Source organism: Ignavibacteria bacterium (genome assembly GCA_041649015.1).
Classification (GTDB): Bacteria; Bacteroidota; Ignavibacteria; order Tepidaquicellales; family Tepidaquicellaceae; genus CAIKZJ01.
This window is the reverse complement of record JBAZNU010000002.1, coordinates 32,750-52,827: the sequence shown is the minus strand read 5'-3', so window position 1 is coordinate 52,827 and position 20,078 is coordinate 32,750. Positions and strand designations below refer to the sequence as shown.

Here is a 20,078-nt window from a genome sequence, read left to right as displayed (position 1 = left end):
TTAAAACGGTAAGTCGTCTTTATTTTCTTCAGACTGAGAACTTTTTACTTGTTCTCCATCTCCCGTTGATTTCTTATTATCAAGCATTATCATCTCAGTCATATCTATACCGGTATATTTCTTAGTTTCATCCTTTGGGTCAACATAGCTTCTAATGCTTCCCTCAAGATAAATTTTACTTCCTTTCTTCAGATATTGACCACAAATCTCAGCAAGTTTTCTCCATACTGTTATATAGTGCCATTCTGTCTTTTCAACATCACTTCCATCCTTACTTTTGTATGTATCTGAAGTAGCAATACTGAACTTAGTATATGCTGTTCCATCGGCAGTGTATTTTACTTCCGGGTCTTTTCCAAGACGACCGATAAGCATTACTTTATTTAATGATTTTGACATAAGTAATAAATTTAATTATTTAAGGTTGAATTCTATCACTTTAGTCTTTTCGAGCAAAAAGAATTTTGCTGAAGAAAAAACAATAAAATCTTTTAATTTCTCGCTTAGTATTGGTTCTGCGAATAAGTATCGGCCTGAATATGCATTTTTTTTAGCATCGTAAACAAGAATTTCGGAATCAGTAAGAATGTAAAGCTGATAATTAAAAGCGGATATTGATTTTATGTATTTAGACTCCAATGAATTCAGATAATTTCCAAAATTATCATATTTAAAAACCGTATTAAGTATAGAATCGAATATATAAATATTATTGAGACCATCTTTTACAATCTTGACAGGTTTTGACATAGGTTTCTGAGCTGACTGAAAACCACCAAAAGAAAAAGCGGGCTGATACATGCTTTGGTTCTGGTATTGATAAGTAACAATACGATTATTCTCTCCGTCAATTGAATAAATGTAAGGATTAATGAAAACAGTTGATACGGGAGTCTGAAATTTCAGGTTTTCAGGAAAGGATTCATAATTAGTGTAGATTGAATTTATGTAACTAAGATTCAGATCGAGTTTTTGAATCCTAAAGTTCATAGGGTCCGATACATGAATTTCAAGACCTGAAGAACCTTCAATACAAGTCGGAGAATCGAATTCGCCGTTTGCCCACCCCTTTTTCCCTGAACGTTTTATTTCTTTCAACGATTCATCAAACTTAACAATTTCATTGCTCATAGCATCAAGGATGTATATTTTCCCTTTCCCGTCAGATGTTATAGAAACAGCATTAAGAAATCCGCTCAATTCGTTCGACTTTACGAGGATACTATCCCCATTAAACAGAAGAATATTTAATATTAAAAGCAGAAACATTATTTAATAATCAACTTAAAGAAATTAAAGAATAATTCCGGATAAATGCCAAATAAAAGAGTACCTGTGACTGAGATTCCAATTGCAAGCTTTGACATTGTGTTACCTTTATTCCTGTCCTCTGACAGCGCACCTTCCGGTTCCTTAAACCACATATATATTATTACTTTCAAATAGTAGTAAACTGATACAACACTTAATAAAATTGCTATTACAGAAAGCCAGACAAGATTAGCTTTTATTGCTGCATAGAATATATAGTACTTACCCCAGAATCCTGCGAACGGCGGAATACCCGCTAAGGAGAATAGAAAAGCTGTCAGTACTAATGCAAGAAACGGACTTCTTTTAGCGAGCCCTTTGTAATCATCGAATGTAACGTTACCAAAATCCTTACCATCTGAAGCTGAATTTTCGAATACAGAAACGACGATGAAAGCACCGAGCTGCATAAAAACATAAGCAAGCATGTAGAATGCTATTCCCTTGTTCGCAACGTCATCCATAGCAGTAATGCCAACAAGAATGTAACCTGCACTTGCTATTGAAGAATAAGCAAGAAGTCTTTTTAAGTTATTCTGTGTTAGTGCCACAATGTTTCCATACAGCATAGTAAGTGTAGCGAGAATTGAGAATAATATTTTATAATGAGCAAGGTCAAGGGACAGAATAATGGGTGCAAGGGTTCCGACTGCTGCAATCTTTCCGGCGGTTGACATCATACCGGATACGATTGTAGGTGCACCTTCGTAAACATCAGGAATCCACATCTGGAATGGAAATATACCTATCTTAAACATAAAGCCGATCATGAATAATGCGACACCAATCAGGAACATGGGAGACTTAAAAGCTGTATATGTAGTAATTATTTTTGAGATACTCGTGTATCCGGTAGCCCCGTAAATTAAAGACATACCGTACAGAAGAAAACCTGTAATGAATGCGCCAAGCAGCAGATACTTCATTGCGCTTTCGTTTGATTTAGGTCTCTGCCTCATCAAACCTGCAAGTATATAGAAACAGACTGACATGGTTTCAAGACCTATAAAGATAAGTATTATATCATTGGCATAAATCATTATCTGCATTCCAAACAGAGCAATAAGCAGCAGAGAATAATACTCGCCGTAATTAACATTAAATTTCTCAAGATATTCTTTTGATGCAGAAATTGTAAGTAAAACCGAAAGGAGTGCAATAAAGTGAAAAGCATTTGCTACGGAATTAATTCTCATCATTTCGGAAATAATAAACACATCCTTACCGATATTTAAACCTGCAAAAATCATTGCAGAAAGGACAGCAATTAAAGAAAATACGTAAACCGGATATTTAGATTTACCAGAGAATACAGCAATCATTAAAGAAATGAGTGCAGAAGCTGCAACGATTAAAATCGGTATAATTTCTTTCAGGTCGTTAAGATTAATCATCTATATAGTTTAAATATTATAACTTTTTAAAATTTCATTTTTAGCAGCAGGTATAGTATCAATCAGGTCGCCGGCAATTGTTCCGCTGCAGCCGTACGACTTGTAAAGCTTATCTCCGCAATATCCGTGAAGATATACTCCCGAAGAGGCAACATTAATCAAAGGAACATCTTTCATCTGAGAAACGAGTGAGGATATTATTCCCGATAAAACGTCTCCGCTTCCGATGGTTGCAAGATTTTCGCGCCCTGTTGAATTAATAAATACGATATTGCCGTCAGTTATAATAGTCGGAGAATTCTTCAGAACTAAAACAACATTATAATCGGAAGCAAACTTTTTAGCAATATTTATAAAATCGGGTTTAAGCTCATCTACAGTAATACCGAGTAAATTTGCGAACTCACCGAAATGGGGAGTCAGCACGATTGAACACTTTCCCTTTTTCAAAAAATCAAGATTGTCTTTAAAAGCAAAAATACCGTCTGCATCAATAACAAAGTTTTTGCTGAATCTCTTCACAACACTTCTTACAAAAGACATTGTAGCACTTTCCCTTCCGATACCGGGACCGAGCAATACAGCGTCGCTCCATTCTATCTTTTTTGTTACGATGTCGATTGAATCGTTTGTAAAGTATTTTTCAGATTTCAAAGGAAGAGTTATAACTTCAGTAGTTTTAGCTTCCATAGAAGGATTAAGAGATTCGGGGATACCAAGAACGACAGCACCATTTCCAGTTCTGAGAGCGGACTGAGCTGAAAGATAGGCAGCACCGCTGAAACCCTCTGAACCCGCAAGAATAAAGAGTTTTCCGTTGTTATATTTATGAGAATTCCTGTCTCTAATTGCTTCCTCAAAACAAGTATCTTCCTTTTCAAAAAGATGAATATTTTTAAGATTAAACTCATCGAATTTTTCGCAAGGGAGACCGATATCGACTACTTTCAATTCGCCCGAGACATTTCTTCCTTCATAGAACATAGTGTTCATTTTCCTGACTCCCATTGATATAGTTACATCGGCTTTAAGGCAATCATTTGAATCAGACCAATTGTTTAAACCGGACGGAGTATCGAGAGCAACTACGAATTTTTCGTTTGAATATTGAGTAATATCGGAGAATATATTCTTTATGTATTCGTCGAGTTCACCAATAAAACCGATACCAAAAATTGCGTCTACAAACAGTATCTTTTCGTTCTCAGCATCAAGAATGTCATTTAGTCTTTCTATATCGGAGGTAACTTCGTAATAGTCGCTTTTAAAAAGTTCTTTTACAATATTGAAATTAGTTAAAGCATCACCTTTTAAGGATTCGGGCGGATAGCAAAGAAACAGGTTAATGGGTACGAATACTTCCTGGCTGAGACAATAATTATAAAGGGAACGTGCTAAAACGAATCCATCGCCTGCATTATTACCCTTTCCGGCGAGTATAACAATACGGTTACATTTCTCGCGTAAAAGAATTTCCCAAATTATCTTTGCAGAATTAACACCTGCATTTTCCATAAGAAGAACCGAAGGGATATTGTACTTTTCCATGAGTTTCTTCTCAGCTTCAAGAACATCTGCATTGTAAAAAACATTTTTCATTTAAGAAACAAGCCTTTTCATTTCTTTAATAACACCAAACCTGTCAATTGCCTTAAAAACAGAAGCTCCGCAGACGAACATATTGACACCTGCGTCGGAAACGAGCTTAATGTTATCCAGACCAATACCACCGTCAATTTCAATAAGACATTCGGGATTGTACTTATTCACCATTTGTTTCAGTTCAATAATTTTATCTATGGAATTCGGGATAAACTTTTGCCCGCCGAAACCCGGATTAACACTCATCAAAAGGACGAAATCAGAGTACTCGAGAATATTCTTAAGCATATCAACCGGGGTAGCGGGATTGAGCACCACACCTGCTTTAACACCGAGTGACTTAATTTTGTTCAGAAGTCTGTTCAAATGATAGTTGTTTTCAAAATGAACAGAAATAAAATCAGCTCCGGCTTCTGCAAAAGCCGGTACATATTTATCAGCGTTTTCAATCATAAGATGAACATCGAGGGGGAGACCTGTTATTGAATTCACTTTTGCAACAACGTCCGGACCGAATGTAATATTCGGAACAAAATGTCCATCCATAATATCGCAATGAATAACATCAGCACCGCCCAGCTCAACTTCTTTTATTTCCTCAGCCAGTTTAGCAAAATCTGCAGACAATATTGAAGGGCAAATCATTTTCATCAGTTATTCTCCTTCTTTTCTTTGGATTTATCCGTTGTAGTTGATTTTTCTTTAGATTTATCTGTGTTCGTAGGTTTACCGTTCAATTTCTCAGTCGGAGATTTCTCTTTAGATTTATCCATGCCGTTATCCTGCTTTTCTTTTACCTTATCTTCTGCGGGTACAGTCTTATTTTTCTTAGGTTCAATCTTATTTGTATTATTATCCAGCGGCTCCATATTCCCGTTATCTCCCACTTCATCAGGTTCTTTAATAACTTCGGATTTCTTTTTAGCAACAAAAAGGTCAACAGATGTATTTTCCTTCGCAGATTTATCCTTCTTGGGATACTGGTCCATAATTTGACCGACCGGCAGGTCGCTTGACTGATAAGTAACTTTACCTACTTTTAATTTCTTCTCGAGTAAAATCTTCTGTGCATCTGCGAGTTTTTTTCCGATAAGGTCAGGAATAATAATATCACCAATAACAGGACCATTGCTTATTATCAGGTCAACCTTAGTTCCCTTTTTAACTTTACTGCCGGGTTGAATAATCTGTGAAATAACGAAATCCTCAGGTTGCTCTGCGGTAAACTTTCTTACAATCTCACCCGGTGTAAGATTTCTTTGTACAAGAGTGAAACGAGCGTCGCGTTCTGATTTACCAATAAGGCGAGGAACATCAATAAGCTGTTCGCCACCGCATACAGTTAAATAAACGCGTCTTCCCTTTTTTACTGTTTCATCGACACCGGGAGCCTGATCGAGAACAAGTCCGATAGGTTTATTTTCATCATAGCGAATATCACCCTGCTTTACGTCAAGCCCTGATTCTTCGAGAACTTTTTTAGCGTCGAGAAAATTCAGACCGGTAACGTTTGGAACCTTAGTAAGTTCAGCATGCTTAACGTACCACGGCATGAGTAAACTGTTGAAAAACAGTCCAAATCCGACGATAATAATGAGTATTATACCGAGTTTTTTAAACATTATAAAATTTACGTATATCTATTGAAAAATAAAACTTAAATGCACACAATTAATACTCTCGTTTAAAATAATCGACGAGATTGATTTCGAAATAATTTGTATTAGAGTAATAAATTATATTATCATTTTCCGGATTTACTTTTACGGCAGCAAAATAACCACGCATTACTCTGTACAATTTAATCAATTCTTTCTGTTTATCCGTAAATTCAAACTTTACCGTATTAATTCCGTTGGAATTTTCGTTATCGACTAAAACCTGTACTTCTACGGTGAACCACTCGAATCGTTCAGCTTTTCCGTCAGAGAAAAAGACGAAGAAAACAGCAACACATGTATAAGGAACTAACATTAAGTCTTTATTATCGGAAAATTCGTAATCGAAATATATTGAATCCTTCTGAAAATCATGGTTGAAGGATTCGGTAAAAACCAAATCTGAATTCCTTAAGCCTTGAAAAGCGGGGGTTATAATATTATTGGGGGTTGTTATATCATTTTTTATACGTGTTGAATTATAACTTAGTGCTTTATGATAACCGCTGATTGATTTCAAATTGCATTTTTTCCAGCATTTTGTGAGCAAATCACTTTCACGAATAGCTCGAGCAAACTGGACTTTAAGATTAAATTCCTTTCTTGTTTTTATTAAGTCTTCAGAAACCGTGACATAATGTTCCGGGCGGATAGATACAACATCTTTGTTAAACCTACGTTGAGTTACAATATCACCTGCTTTTCCGTAAACCCTGCCTAATTTAGGTCTTTTTAAAATTGCCATAATTAAAAATTCTGAATTTTATTAAAAATAAGCAAAAATTGACAAAGAAACAGTAAATTTTACGATAAACTTATTAATATTTGCATATTTTTTGCATATTTACCTAATTTATGAATTGATAGAATTAAAGGCTGTGAGATTAGCCGGATTCATGCAGGAAGCGTGAAAAAAGCTTGAAAGAAGCGGGAGAAAAGCACTCTAGAATTGCATTCAAGATGGATTGAGGTTGTATTGAGATTGTATTGAGATTGTATTGAAGAAGGATTATTATCTGAAAAGACAGGATTTTATATTTATTAGCAACTTTTGCAAACCTGTTAATTTTGCATATATATTGAATATAAATTAGTATTTTTAAATTACAATGTCAAGAGAAAAATGTATAATTTTCATTAATTTTTTTTACACCTTAATAAATTGAACACGAGTTATGAAACAATATGGTCGTTGTTTATAGGAAATTTTCTTTTGTTAGAAGATTGAAATAGATACTTCGAAAAAGAAGTGTGAATTGAGGACACAATTAATGATTCAGGAGTGTGGATTTGCAACTATAAATCGATTTAAATACAACAAGAATCTGAGGATGATTTCGCGGATTCTTGTTTTGTAGATGTGTAGTCAATAACAGTGAACGTCTAATTATTTGATTAGCACCATACGCTTTACACTTGTAAAATCGCCTGCTTGAATTCTGCAAAAATAAACACCGCTTGAAAGATTGCTTCCGTCAAACGCTGTTTCGTATGTTCCCGCCTGCATCCTTTCGTTCACAAGCGTCTGCACTTCGCGTCCCTGCACATCATAGACCTTAAGAGATACATCGCTTGCAACGGGCAGCTGAAAACGGATAACTGTTTTCGGATTGAATGGGTTGGGGTAGTTTTGAAAAAGTTTATACTCATTTGGTATTTCCGTTGAAATGTTGATTATTCCAACTCCTCCGTTTGTCGTTTTATAAATCTCATTTGCTACTGTCAAATATCCTGTTGTATGATTGGAAAAGAAAATTGAGTTTATTCCACTCGACGTTTGTATTATTTGATTAGTCCAGGAAAGACCCTCGTACATTTCCAGATATGATTACCTTCATTAAGGTCAGAAAATCAAGTATTAGAATTGGCAAGTGTTGTAAAATGACCTTTTATATTACTCTGTTACCATGTCAATCAGATATTTGTTGAATAATAAATATGAATATTTATAAAATCACCGGTAAATTCAGAAGTTATTCTTCTTTTTAGTTTTCCAATAGTTCTTCAACATCTTCCCGAAACGTTTTTCTTTGATTCGTCTTTCTGAAACTGTAGATTCAAAATATTCTTTTTCCTTAACCATTTTCAGATAGTTTTGGTATGAATCTATATCCAGTTCTCCATTTTCAACAGCTTCAAGAACAGCGCAGCCCTTCTCCTGCTTATGAGTACAATCTTTGAACCTGCAGTTTTCCGAGAGCTTATAGATTTTATCGAATGTTATTTCCAGCCCGCATTCAGCGTCTGCGATCCCCACCTCCCTCATACCGGGATTATCAATCAGTATTCCACCATTCTCAAGAATAATTAATTCCCTATGCGATGTAACGTGCTTACCTCTGTTTGTGCTCTCGCTGATCGCATCGGTTTTCATAACAGATTTTCCCGCAAGGTTATTCAGCAAAGTAGATTTACCTACTCCAGAAGAACCAAGCAGACAATAAGTTTTCCCCTTTTCAATAAATTTATTTAATGCATCATATCCACTTTTCGTTTCATTGCTTAATGCAATCAAGGGAACATCTTTAATGCGTGCGTTTACACTTTCCAGAATTTCATTCAAGCCTTTTTCATCAGTTAAATCAATTTTGCTTAGAATTATAACCGGCTTTACATTTGATGTGTTGCAGATTGTCAGGTATCTTTCCAGTCTGTTAAGGTTAAAATCCCTATCAACTGCCAGAACCAAGAATGCAAAATCAATATTCGCTGCAATAATCTGAATTCCCCCAAACTGCCCAACTGCCTTTCTTTTAATTATAGAAAATCTCGGAAGGATTTTATGAATAACAGCAAAATCCGAATCATAAGTTGTCACGGCGACCCAATCACCAACGGCGGGATAATCTTCTCTGTCGTTAGCATTAAAACGCATGTTGCCCGTAATCTCAGCGTCAACCACACCCTTATCATTCATAACCACATACCTCTCCTTATGCTCTGCTATTACTCTCCCGATTTCAAAGCCTGAAACATTTTCTTCAGCTCTGATTCTTTTAAGATTCTCATTAAATCCCAAATCCTCTAATCCCAAATTTTTCAAAATAATTTTTTAACTTATTTCATATTTATAATACAAAAATGTTTACAATGAAAATTTTAAACAACGCAAAACTTTCCCCTGTTTTTAAAATGCCAAAGGTTTGTAATCTGCATATTTGAATGGATTGAATATTTCTTGACTGACTTAGCAAACTTACAGTAAAACTTATTTCGCATAGTATGAGATAATTTTGTAATTAGCCGAAAACCATCTACATAAAGCTCACTCTCTTACCCTCTTTGCTATGCTTAATCGCTTTTTCAAGTCTTGCCATTCTTGTTTCCTCTTTCTTAGCAGACATAATCCAGTGCACAACTATTTTCCTGTAAGAAGGTGCTTGTTTAAGGAAGAACTCATAAGAAGATTTCCTTGTTTTAAACCTCTTTTCAAGTTCAGGGCTGAGAAGATTTGTATTATTCTCAAAACTATATACTTTCGACTTTTCTACTTTACGATTCTTAAAAGCTTCAATTCCTGCCGGCATCATCTTTCCAGCTTTCGTCAATGCTTCCACCTTAGCAATATTAATCGCACTCCAATTACTCGTCTTCTTTCTCGGTGTGAAGCGGGTAGAATAAGAAATGGAATCAACAGACCTGCGAGTACTATCAATCCAGCCGAAACAAAGAGCTTCATCCACAGCATCCGACCAAGACATATTATACTTGCCGCTGTCCTTTTTATAAAAGCCGACAATCAGTTCCGTTTCTTTCTTATGGTTTGCTTTCAGCCACTTCCTGAAATCCCCCGTATTTTTAAAGAATGCAGGTGTCATTATCATTGCATTGGTTCAAAGAAAATTTGACTATTTAAAAAATGTAGTGTGATATTTAACTAACATGTACCGCACATATCAAAGTTCATTTGAACTTTTAAGCTTCCCTTCTCTTTCTTTTAGCTATTGTTCTTATCATCCTATAACATAGTATTAAGGCGTTAAATAATTCAATGCACTATTTAATCTTTTTGCGTTTTAAGAATCTACATATTTTGATAATTGATTTCCGGCAGCCTGAAATTCTATCATTGAATGCTTTCTCAGTTGAGTAATCGGCAACTTTTGATGTTAAAATGAGTTTTAGAAAGAATATATAAAGTTCATATAGAAATTATATAGAGTTCATATTAAAATCATATAGAGTTCATATAGAAATCATATAGAGTTCATATAGAAATCATATAGAAATCATATAGAGTTCATATTAAAAGTGTATAGAAATCGTATAGCTCTCAGGGTGCTTGCTAATACTAATATATAGCAACCCAAAAATATAATGGATAATATCCGCACTTTCACAGGACAGCAAAAAAGAGATATTTTCTAAATTGAATAAGTGTCATAATTTGCTTATATTTATAGACATTAAATAAAACAAAAAATTTATTCGGAGCAAAATTTTTATGAAATCATTAAAAGTTTTAATAGTATCTTTTATACTACTTGGAGCAATGTCATTTTATTTAGGAGGATGTTCTCCGGCTGAAACAACAACGGGCAAGCTTGCTTACCAGCAAAAGAACTGGGAAAAAGCAGCAGCTGAATTAACAAAGGGTCTTGCAATTGATAAAACAGATGCCGAAGCATGGTATATGCTTGGTTATGCACAAACAGAACTTGGTAATTTTAAAGAAGGAGCGGATGCTTTCAAGCAAGCAACTTCGCTATCTGCGGATTACAACAACCTGATTAAAAATTACTGGATTGACAAGTATAATGCGGGTATTAATTCTTTTAACAGCGGTACTAAGGAACTCGGCAAGAAAAATACTGAGATAGCAAATAATCATTTCAAGGAAGCGATTAAATCATTAACTGCAGCAACCGGTATTATTCCTGACAGTATATCTGCATTCCAGTTAATGGCAGATTCATATAATTACATGGGTGAAACCGATAAAGCACTCAATATATATCAAAGCATACTTGACAAATCAAAAAGTAAAGAAGATGCGATACAGATTGGAAAACTTATGTATCAGAACGGCTTAAAGCTGAGACAAGCGGAAGATTACGAGAAAGCTTTGTCAGTATTTCAGAAAGTTATCACCATACCTTATCTTCCAAAGGACAACGTATATTACGAAAGTTCACTATTCAACTGTGGGTTTGCCAACTATCAGATGGCAGTAAAAAAAGCTACAGATAACAAACCTAAATCAGAATATGAGCCGCAGCTTAAAGAATGTGTTAAGTATATGGAACAGGTGACCGCAACGTCAAAGAACAAAGATTTACTCAAGGACACTTACGAGATATTAGTGAATGCATACGATGCATTAGGTGACGAGGCTAAATCGGATGAGGCTCAACAAAAGAAAAACGCACTGCAATAATCCATAATGAGTAACGGCAACAGTAAAAGCGGAGCGCGTTGGTTCTGGGGAATATTCATAAGCATTTTAGTAATTGCTTTGATATTCACGGGAACATCGATAATAATATTTTCGATGGCACTCGTAAAGACAAGCGACAAGAATTTTGAATACGAAGAAATCCGTTCAGGAAGAGAAAAGATTGCTGTCGTTGAGCTTGACTTTACGATAATTGACTCAGCGCCTATTGTCCGGCAGTTCAAGAAATACCGCGAAGATAAGAGCATTAAGGCGATTGTACTTCACGTAAATTCACCCGGAGGCGGAGTAGCTGCCTCACAGGAAATGTACGAAGAAGTAAAGAAGACAAGAGAATCGGGAAAGCCGGTTATTGTTTCATTCGGATCAATAGCAGCAAGCGGCGGATATTATGTCGCATGCGGCGGGAGCTTAATTGTTTCAAATCCCGGGTCTTTAACCGGCAGCATAGGAGTAATTATCTCTATTGCTAACTTTAAAGAACTTGCGGATAAGATTGGTATTAAGGATGTTACGTATAAGAGCGGCGATTTGAAAGATTCCGGCAATCCATTAAGAGATGTAAATGAAAAAGACAGAGAGTATTTTCAGGAAATAGTTGACGACAGCTATGAACAATTTCTTGATGTAGTCTCAAAAGAAAGAAAGATTGATAAAGAAGAACTTCGCAGTATAGCAAGCGGAAGAGTCTATACGGGAAGACAGGCAAAAGATTTAAGGCTTGTAGATTCGATTGGTACGTATGAAGATGCCATCAGAATAGCCGGAGAGATTGCAAAGATAGAAGGAGAGCCGGCAATAGTGAAAGAAAAGCGCCGCATGAATATTTTCGATTATATAATTGAAAACACTACAAACAATCAGATTAAAATATTAAAGGAAGAAGTTTATAACGAATTCCTTAATAAACCTGTTTTGCAATATAAATTCGAAAGGTAACCGAATATGACAAGAGCTCAGATAGCTTCAAAGATTTCGGATGCAACCGGTATCAGCAAGAAAGAAGCAGAAATAGTTATTGAAGGATTCATTAGTGTTGTGATTGACAGTCTTAGTAAGAATGAGAGCGTTGAGATCCGCGGATTTGGTACTTTTAAAAATGTTGTTCGCGAACCAATGAAGGCAAGGAATCCTAAGACCGGTGAAACGATTCAACTTGGAAAAAGGTTTATACCAAAGTTTAAGGTATCTAAAGAGTTTAAAACAATCGTACAAGAAAGTTTAACAAAATAATAAAATGAAAGGAGCAAAATTTAATGCCTTGCGGTAAAAAGAGGAAAAGGGCAAAAATGTCTACTCATAAGAGGAAGAAAAGATTAAGAAAGAACAGACACAAAAAGAGAATAAGATAAATTAGTATTTTAATCTAAATTAAATATAAAACCCTGAGTCAACCGGCTCAGGGTTTGAGTATTTAAAATTAAATAATTACTTACCTACCTTTGACCAGGAATCTTTTAATGGAACAGTTCTATTGAAAACGAGTCTTTCAATTGTAGACAAAGGATCAACACAAAAATATCCCAATCGAGTAAACTGATACTTATCCCCTGCTTTAGCTTTTGCGAGTTCAGGTTCAATATAACAATTACTTATAACATCCAAAGAATGAGGATTAAGGAATTCTCTGAAATCCTTTTCTTCATCGCCTGCGGGGTCTTCAACAGTAAACAACCTGTCATATAGTCTGACTTCTGCGTTAATTGCGTGCTTAATAGACACCCAGTGAATAGTACCTTTAACGCTTCTTGGGCTGCCTGAACCGCTTTTCGTTTCCGGGTCATAAGTGCAATGCAGTTCGATAATATCTCCTTTATCATTCTTAATTACATTATTGCATTTTATAATGTAAGCTGATTTCAATCTTACTTCATTACCCGGATAAAGCCTGTGAAATTTCTTATGAGGGAACTCCTGAAAGTCTTCCTGCTCAATATAGATTTCTTTTGAGAACGGAATAATCCTTGTGCCCATTGATTCATCTTCAGGATTATTTATTGTAGTCATCTCTTCTGTTTGTCCATCCGGATAGTTAGTAATTACAACTTTTAAAGGATTCAGTACTGCCATGACACGCGGAGCATGTTTGTTAAGGTCTTCCCGTACACTGTGTTCAAGGAGTGCAACATCTGTTAAAGCGTCACGCTTCGCAACTCCGATTTTATCCGCAAAATTCCTGATTGATACAGGTGTATATCCTCTTCTTCGTAAGCCGCATATAGTCGGCATTCTTGGGTCGTCCCAGCCCGATACACGATTTTCCTGAACGAGTTCAAGAAGTTTGCGTTTGCTCATTACAGTGTAAGAGAGGTTTAATCTTGCAAATTCAATCTGACGCGGAAGATTCTCAAGTTTAAGAACCTGCAAGAACCAATCATATAAAGGTCGATGCACTTCAAACTCAAGGGTACATAGTGAGTGAGTAATACCTTCAATCCAATCGGAAATAGGATGTGCATAATCGTACATAGGATAAATGCACCACTTATCACCAGTATTATGATGAGTTGCTTTTTTAATTCTGTATATAACCGGGTCGCGCATGTGCATGTTAGGAGAAGCCATATCGATTTTAGCTCTGAGAATATGTTCACCGTCCTCATATTTCCCTGCTTTCATATCTTCAAACATTCTAAGGTTTTCCTCAACGGAACGGTTTCTGAAAGGAGAATTAATTCCGGGTTCGGTTGGTGTACCTTTCTGATTTTTAATCTCGCCGGGAGTGGAGGAATCAACATAAGCATTGCCGTCATTTATCATTTGCACGGCAAATTCATACATCTTATTAAAATAATCCGAGGCATAGTACATTCTGTCATCCCAATCAAAACCAAGCCACTTAACATCCTCTATTATGGAATCAACATACTCTATATCTTCTTTTACCGGGTTTGTATCGTCAAAACGCAGGTTACAAAGCCCTGTGTAATCGCGTGCAATACCAAAGTTAAGGCAGATTGATTTCGCATGACCGATGTGCAGATAACCGTTGGGTTCCGGCGGAAATCGTGTATGTACTTTACCGTTATTTTTATTTTCCTTTAGGTCTTCGTTAATAATCTCACGAATAAAATTTGAAGGAGTATTTGTGTTTTCTTCCATTATTATTTTATTGATTAAAAAATACTATAAAATTAAGTTTTACAACTTAACAATAAAAATTAATTAATTGTATCCAGAATCCTTTCAATTCGTTTTAAAGTTTTTTCCTTCCCAATAATATCGAGTATATCAAATATTCCGGGACCACCGCCTGTTCCCGAAACTGCAAGCCTCAGAGGATGAATTACATTCCCATTACCGGTATTCATTTCTGCTGCTGTTTCCTTTAATGCAATCTCGTAATTTTCTTTAACGGGGTTTTCGTACAGACTAATCTTTTCAGAATATTTTCTCAAAATATCAGGCGATTCGGGTTTCCATCTTTTCTTCAAAGCAGCTTCTTCATATTCGGAAGGTTCTTCAAAGAAATAATATCCTTTTTCATAGAATTCCTTTATGAACGACACCCTTTCCTTCATAGCATGGATTACCTTAACAAGATACTCGTCTAAATAATCCATATCTGAATACTTTGATGTTTTCAAATCTTCTCTTAGCATCGCAATAAGTTCCTCATCAGATTTTTTTCTCAGATGCTCTGCGTTGAGCCAGTTTAGTTTTTCAATATCAAAAACAGCTCCCGATTTGTTTACCCTATCAAGTGAAAAACTTTTTATTAATTCATCAATATAGTAGAACTCCTTATCATCGCCGGCAGTCCATCCAAGAAGTGCAATAAAATTTATTAAAGCGTCTTTGAGATATCCCTTCTGCCTATAATCTTCAACTGCAACATCACCCTGACGTTTGCTTAGTTTTGACCTATCCGGATTTAACAGCAAGGGCAAATGAGCAAAAACAGGAGTCTCCCAGCCGAATGCTTCGTATAAAAGAACATGTTTTGGGGTTGAAGGCAGCCACTCTTCACCGCGTATTACATGAGTAACCTTCATTAAATGATCGTCAATAACGTTAGCGAGATGATAAGTAGGAAAACCATCAGATTTAAGCAAAATCTGGTCATCAATAATATCACTTACAAACTCCACATTTTCACGAATGTAATCATAGAATTTTATTGTTGTGCCCGGTTCAACATTCAACCTTATCACATAAGGAATACCTTTCGCCAACTTGCTACTGATTTCATTATCTGACAAACTCAGACAGTGTTTATCATACTTCGTTTGATTTAGTTTTTGCTTTTGTTGTTCTTCTCGAAGAGCTGTTAATCTTTCCGCCGAGCAGAAGCAGTAGTATGCTTTTTTCTTTTCAAGAAGCTGCTTAATGTGTTCATTGTAAATACTAAGTCTTTGCGATTGATAATAAGGACCATGTCCACCCTCTTTAAACGGACCTTCATCATAATCCAAGCCTGCCCATTTAATAGTACTAATAAGATTGTCGACTGCACCTTCGACTTTACGAGACTGATCCGTATCTTCAATTCTAAGAATGAACTTACCGCCGGTATTCCTTGCAAACAGGTAGTTATACAACGCTGTCCTAAGGTTGCCGATGTGTATATATCCTGTTGGCGACGGAGCATACCTTACTCTTACTTCTTTACTAATCATATACTATTAACATTTATGAATTATCAATTACTATTACAAACTCACCTTTTTCCTTGATGCGTGATAAATCCTTTACCATCAAGTCAAGGCGATTCCTATAAGTTGTTTCATGAATTTTAGTCATTTCTCTTGAGATCGAAACGTTCTTTCCCTGAAAATAATTTTTAAGTTCAGAAAGAGTTTTTTTTATTCTGTACTTTGACTCGTATATAATAACCGGCATTTTAATCTCTGCGAGAGATTTCAAAATATTTTCCCTACCTTTTACCGGAAGGAATCCTTGAAAATAGAATTTCCTGTTATCAAATCCTGATAATACAAGTGCATGAATAAATGCAGATGCTCCGGGTATTGAAATAACATTAATGTCAGCAGCAATACATTTAGAAATAATAGAACTACCCGGGTCTGAAATAGCGGGTGTTCCCGAATCGCTGACAAGAGCAACAGATTTACCGGATTTTAGTTCATTCATTAGATAATCCGTTTTCTTATCCTCTACCTGTGAGTAATAACTAAGTAATCTGTTTGATATATTATATTTTTTGAGTAAAACAGAAACAACCCGAGTATCCTCGCATGCGATAAAATCAACATTATTGAGAACATAAACAGCTCTCAATGAAATATCGTCCAGATTTCCGATTGGTGTTGATACTACGTACAAAGTATTTTTATCAATCTTATAATCAGGGAAATAATTTCTAAAAGAACAGTCAGTATCTTCGATTGTTTCCATTTTATAATTTAAGCATACTTCAATTTATTAAAAATGTATTTAGAGAGCGTATATTTTTGTCGTCATTATATAGATTTTATTTTGTTAATAATAGCTTTATATTTGTATCGGACTCTTTAGTCTTTTATATTTATGAGTAAATTAAAAACCACAATAAATAGAATATCACCCCCTGATAACTGGAAAGTTCCGGTAATAATAGCACTCGGTTTATTAACAGGGCTTGGATTTCTTACATTCCACATAGCAAACGGGACATCTTATTTGTCTGATAAACCCGAAACATGTATAAACTGCCATGTAATGTATCCTCAGTATTCCTCGTGGCGGCACAGTTCACATTCAAGAGTTGCAACTTGCAACGATTGCCACGTACCTCAGGATAATTTCATTCGAAAATACATGTTTAAAGCAAAGGACGGATTACGCCACACGACGATGTTTACATTCAGGCTTGAACCTCAGGTAATAAAGATAAAGGACGCAGGAAGAGATGTTGTTCAAGAAAATTGTGAACGTTGTCATCAAGGATTACTCGGGTATATGCATTCCGCTCAAAGAAACAAGACTTATATAGTTGCGGAAGATAAAGATGTCTGCTGGAGCTGCCATCAGGAAGTACCGCATGGGACAGTAAGCAGTTTGTCTTCATTCCCGTATGCACGCGTACCGGGATTATCACCTATAGTTCCTGAATGGCTTAGTAAAGCATTAATAAACGAAACAGATAATTCAAAATAATAAAAATACATATAAGATTATGAAACTTGCAGAAAAAATAAAAGAAAAGCCATGGCTCGGATGGATATTATACGGAGCCACTATATTGGTTGTGTTTCTTGTAGGGTTACTGGGGAGCTCAATTATAGAGAGAAGAACAGAATCGAACCTGATTATTCAAAACGTAAAACCAATAAAAGATTGGGAACCGAGGAACGAAATCTGGGGTGAGAACTATCCTCGTGAATACGAGACGTACGTACAAACATTAGATACTTCCTTTGCGAGCAAACACGGGGGTTCTGCAAAAGTTGACATGCTCGAAAGATATCCTGATTTAGTAATACTTTGGGCAGGATATGCATTTTCAAGAGATTATAATCAAGGCCGAGGACACTATCTTGCAGTTAAGGATATAAGAAATACATTGCGGACAGATGTACCTCAACCTGCAACATGCTGGACTTGTAAAAGCACGGATGTACCTCGTTTAATGAATCAGCTTGGAATATCAGAGTACTACAAGAAACCATGGAAAGAGCTTGGTTCTGAGGTTGTTAATGCAATTGGCTGTCAGGACTGTCATGATAATAAGACATTGAACTTAAAAATTTCAAGACCGGCTCTGGTTGAAGCATTTCAAAGACAAGGCAAAGATATAAACAATGCAACTCATCAGGAAATGCGATCATTAGTTTGTGCACAATGCCACGTTGAATATTATTTTAAAGGAAAAGAAGAAAAGTATTTAACATTCCCTTGGGATAATGGTTTTACAGTAGAGGACATGGAAAAATATTATGATAATGTTGAGCATGTTGACTGGGTACACCAGATTAGCAAAACCCCGATGTTAAAAGCGCAGCATCCTGATTTTGAAGTCTTTAAAATGGGTATTCATTCACAAAGAGGGCTTTCTTGTGCTGACTGCCACATGCCTTATAAAAGTGAAGGTGGAGTAAAGTTTACAGATCATCATATACAGAGTCCTTTAAATAACATTGCCAACTCATGTCAAGTGTGTCACAGGGAGAGCGAAACGACCCTAATGAATAACGTATATGAAAGGCAGGATAAGGTTCTTGAACTTGGAGAAACAGCAACGAATATAATTGCAAAAGCTCACATTGAGGCAAAGTATGCATGGGATGCAGGAGCGACTGAAGAGCAAATGAAACCGATATTGAAGTTAATCAGACAAGCACAATGGAGATGGGATTACATTGCAGCATCGCATGGAGCAGGATTCCACGCTCCGCTTGAATCAGCAAGGGTACTTGGAAATTCAATATCAAAAGGACAGGAAGCCAGAACACAAATAGCGATATTGCTAACAAAGCTTAATGTGGGATTACCAATAGCATATCCCGACATATCAACGAAGCTAAAAGCACAAACATACATCGGTTTAAATTTGGACAGTTTAAATAAAGCGAAATCTATATTTTTAAATGAAACAATTCCCCAATGGGACAAGATAGCCATTGAAAAAGGCAATAAAATTGCCTGGTATTAAAAACAAATAATTAAACTTGTAATCCCCTTTCAAACGAGAGGGGATTTTTATTAATAAGGAGTAATAATTGAAAAGATTTTTTCTAATAGTTTTTCTCGTCATAGGAGTAAGTGTATACGCTCAAGATAAGCCAAAAGGAAAATTTAACGGAGTACTTTTTGGGGATTATTTTTATAAGATTGAAGGAGATTCTTCAGGCTCTTCAAACCAATATTCATCATATAATTCTAAAACTACAGGAGTAACCGTACGCAGAGCAAGACTTCACTATGAGCATTCGTTTAATGAAAACTTTACGGGCAACTTTGGTATTGAATTAAATGATGTAACAAAGATAGATAACAAAGTCAGCTTCATGGTATATGATGCACAATTTGAGTGGAAGGATGTAGTACCAAATTCGAGTATTATTTTCGGATTAATGCCTGCACCGACATTTGTATGGGGTATGTCTGAAAACATGTACGGATACAGGAGTCTTGATAAGACAATAGCCGATAAGAACCGTATAGGAACTGCCCTTGAAATAGGTGCTATGCTTAAAGGAAAATTTGACAAAGAAGGAAAGTATGGATATACTGTAATGTTTGGTAATGGAAAAGGTTCGAGTGCTGAAGTCTCAAAATTCCCTAAGTTTTACGGCTCCATATTTGCAAAATTCTTAGGAGATTTTGTTGCCGAGGTGTATTTTGATTATCAGAATAATTACAGTGAACAATACAGGATTACTGCAAAGAGTGTATTGGCTTTTAAGAATAAAGACTACACTTTTGTTTTTGAACCATTTTTTCAGAACAGAAATAAATCGGTAAATTTATCAGCACCACAGAATCCTATCGGATTCACACTCAGTGCCAAAGTCAACTTATTGAAGAAGAATAATGTTGAAAAAACCGAAGCTCTCAATATATTTGCAAGATACGATTATTTCGATCCTGACAGTAACAACGGCACACTTGGGTTTAAAGAAAACTTTTTCATAGCGGGATTAGACTTCCTGCCATTCAATTCATTTCATGTGATGCCTAATGTATGGATAAACACTTACAAAGATAAAAGCAGTGTAAACATTTCAAGGCCTAATGATATAGTAGGAAGAGTTACACTCTGGTATCAATATTAAT

Annotated in this window: 19 protein-coding genes; 6 read left to right on the top strand and 13 right to left on the bottom strand. The window is 35.8% G+C overall.

Translation table 11 applies throughout. The annotated features are described in order from the left end of the window. From ssb to WC644_03385, 10 genes are all read right to left on the bottom strand, one after another. A complete protein-coding gene (ssb, locus tag WC644_03430; protein MFA5010985.1) occupies nt 1-399 on the bottom strand; it encodes a single-stranded DNA-binding protein in 399 nt (132 codons plus the stop codon). A gap of 15 nt (nt 400-414) precedes the next feature. Continuing rightward, complete coding sequence (locus tag WC644_03425; protein ID MFA5010984.1) at nt 415-1,269, bottom strand: hypothetical protein; 855 nt, start codon at nt 1,267-1,269, stop codon at nt 415-417. Continuing rightward, nucleotides 1,269-2,705 (bottom strand): NADH-quinone oxidoreductase subunit N, encoded by a 1,437-nt coding sequence (locus tag WC644_03420; protein ID MFA5010983.1) that lies wholly within the window; start codon nt 2,703-2,705, stop codon nt 1,269-1,271. Before WC644_03420 ends, WC644_03425 begins: the two co-directional genes overlap by 1 nt. 9 nt (nt 2,706-2,714) lie before the next feature. Continuing rightward, nucleotides 2,715-4,304, bottom strand: coding sequence for an NAD(P)H-hydrate dehydratase (locus tag WC644_03415; protein MFA5010982.1), 1,590 nt, complete (start codon nt 4,302-4,304; stop codon nt 2,715-2,717). Further along, nucleotides 4,305-4,958, bottom strand: coding sequence for a ribulose-phosphate 3-epimerase (gene rpe, locus WC644_03410; GenBank protein MFA5010981.1), 654 nt, complete (start codon nt 4,956-4,958; stop codon nt 4,305-4,307). Continuing rightward, nucleotides 4,958-5,929: a PASTA domain-containing protein gene (locus tag WC644_03405; protein ID MFA5010980.1), complete on the bottom strand. Its 972-nt coding sequence runs from the start codon at nt 5,927-5,929 to the stop codon at nt 4,958-4,960. The genes rpe and WC644_03405 overlap by 1 nt, the downstream gene beginning before the upstream one ends. A gap of 49 nt (nt 5,930-5,978) precedes the next feature. Beyond that, complete coding sequence (locus WC644_03400; GenBank protein ID MFA5010979.1) at nt 5,979-6,710, bottom strand: hypothetical protein; 732 nt, start codon at nt 6,708-6,710, stop codon at nt 5,979-5,981. A gap of 642 nt (nt 6,711-7,352) precedes the next feature. Then, nucleotides 7,353-7,781 (bottom strand): T9SS type A sorting domain-containing protein, encoded by a 429-nt coding sequence (locus WC644_03395; protein ID MFA5010978.1) that lies wholly within the window; start codon nt 7,779-7,781, stop codon nt 7,353-7,355. Between the two features lie 150 nt (nt 7,782-7,931). Further along, nucleotides 7,932-8,999 (bottom strand): ribosome small subunit-dependent GTPase A, encoded by a 1,068-nt coding sequence (gene rsgA / locus WC644_03390; GenBank protein ID MFA5010977.1) that lies wholly within the window; start codon nt 8,997-8,999, stop codon nt 7,932-7,934. Nucleotides 9,000-9,219: 220 nt separating this feature from the next. Further along, nucleotides 9,220-9,783: a YdeI/OmpD-associated family protein gene (locus tag WC644_03385; GenBank protein MFA5010976.1), complete on the bottom strand. Its 564-nt coding sequence runs from the start codon at nt 9,781-9,783 to the stop codon at nt 9,220-9,222. Between the two features lie 626 nt (nt 9,784-10,409). Here WC644_03385 and WC644_03380 point away from each other — a divergent pair. From WC644_03380 to WC644_03370, 3 genes are read left to right on the top strand one after another with little or no spacing between them, the layout of a single operon-like run. After that, a complete protein-coding gene (locus WC644_03380) occupies nt 10,410-11,342 on the top strand; it encodes a tetratricopeptide repeat protein (protein ID MFA5010975.1) in 933 nt (310 codons plus the stop codon). A gap of 6 nt (nt 11,343-11,348) precedes the next feature. Then, on the top strand, nt 11,349-12,299 hold the full coding sequence (gene sppA, locus WC644_03375) for a signal peptide peptidase SppA (GenBank protein MFA5010974.1): 951 nt from the start codon (nt 11,349-11,351) through the stop codon (nt 12,297-12,299). Between the two features lie 6 nt (nt 12,300-12,305). Next, nucleotides 12,306-12,593: an HU family DNA-binding protein gene (locus WC644_03370; GenBank protein ID MFA5010973.1), complete on the top strand. Its 288-nt coding sequence runs from the start codon at nt 12,306-12,308 to the stop codon at nt 12,591-12,593. 195 nt (nt 12,594-12,788) lie between these two features. Here WC644_03370 and WC644_03365 read toward each other — a convergent pair whose 3' ends face one another. Genes WC644_03365 through rsmI form a run of 3 tightly spaced genes read right to left on the bottom strand, consistent with a single transcriptional unit; the run spans nt 12,789 to nt 16,718 of the window. Continuing rightward, nucleotides 12,789-14,462, bottom strand: a complete 1,674-nt coding sequence (locus WC644_03365; GenBank protein ID MFA5010972.1) for a glutamine--tRNA ligase/YqeY domain fusion protein — start codon at nt 14,460-14,462, stop codon at nt 12,789-12,791. A 59-nt stretch (nt 14,463-14,521) separates the two neighbouring features. Further along, nucleotides 14,522-15,979 carry a glutamate--tRNA ligase gene (gltX, locus tag WC644_03360; GenBank protein MFA5010971.1) on the bottom strand — a complete coding sequence of 486 codons (1,458 nt, stop codon included), beginning with the start codon at nt 15,977-15,979 and terminating at the stop codon, nt 14,522-14,524. A 13-nt stretch (nt 15,980-15,992) separates the two neighbouring features. Then, on the bottom strand, nt 15,993-16,718 hold the full coding sequence (gene rsmI, locus WC644_03355; protein ID MFA5010970.1) for a 16S rRNA (cytidine(1402)-2'-O)-methyltransferase: 726 nt from the start codon (nt 16,716-16,718) through the stop codon (nt 15,993-15,995). A gap of 132 nt (nt 16,719-16,850) precedes the next feature. Between rsmI and nrfH the strand changes: the two genes are divergently transcribed. From nrfH to WC644_03340, 3 genes are all read left to right on the top strand, one after another. Then, nucleotides 16,851-17,459: a cytochrome c nitrite reductase small subunit gene (nrfH, locus tag WC644_03350; protein MFA5010969.1), complete on the top strand. Its 609-nt coding sequence runs from the start codon at nt 16,851-16,853 to the stop codon at nt 17,457-17,459. A 19-nt stretch (nt 17,460-17,478) separates the two neighbouring features. Continuing rightward, the gene (gene nrfA / locus WC644_03345; GenBank protein ID MFA5010968.1) at nt 17,479-18,954 is read left to right on the top strand and encodes an ammonia-forming cytochrome c nitrite reductase; all 1,476 of its coding nucleotides are present in this window, start codon (nt 17,479-17,481) and stop codon (nt 18,952-18,954) included. 67 nt (nt 18,955-19,021) lie between these two features. Beyond that, the gene (locus tag WC644_03340; protein ID MFA5010967.1) at nt 19,022-20,077 is read left to right on the top strand and encodes a hypothetical protein; all 1,056 of its coding nucleotides are present in this window, start codon (nt 19,022-19,024) and stop codon (nt 20,075-20,077) included. Nucleotide 20,078: the final 1 nt, after the last annotated feature.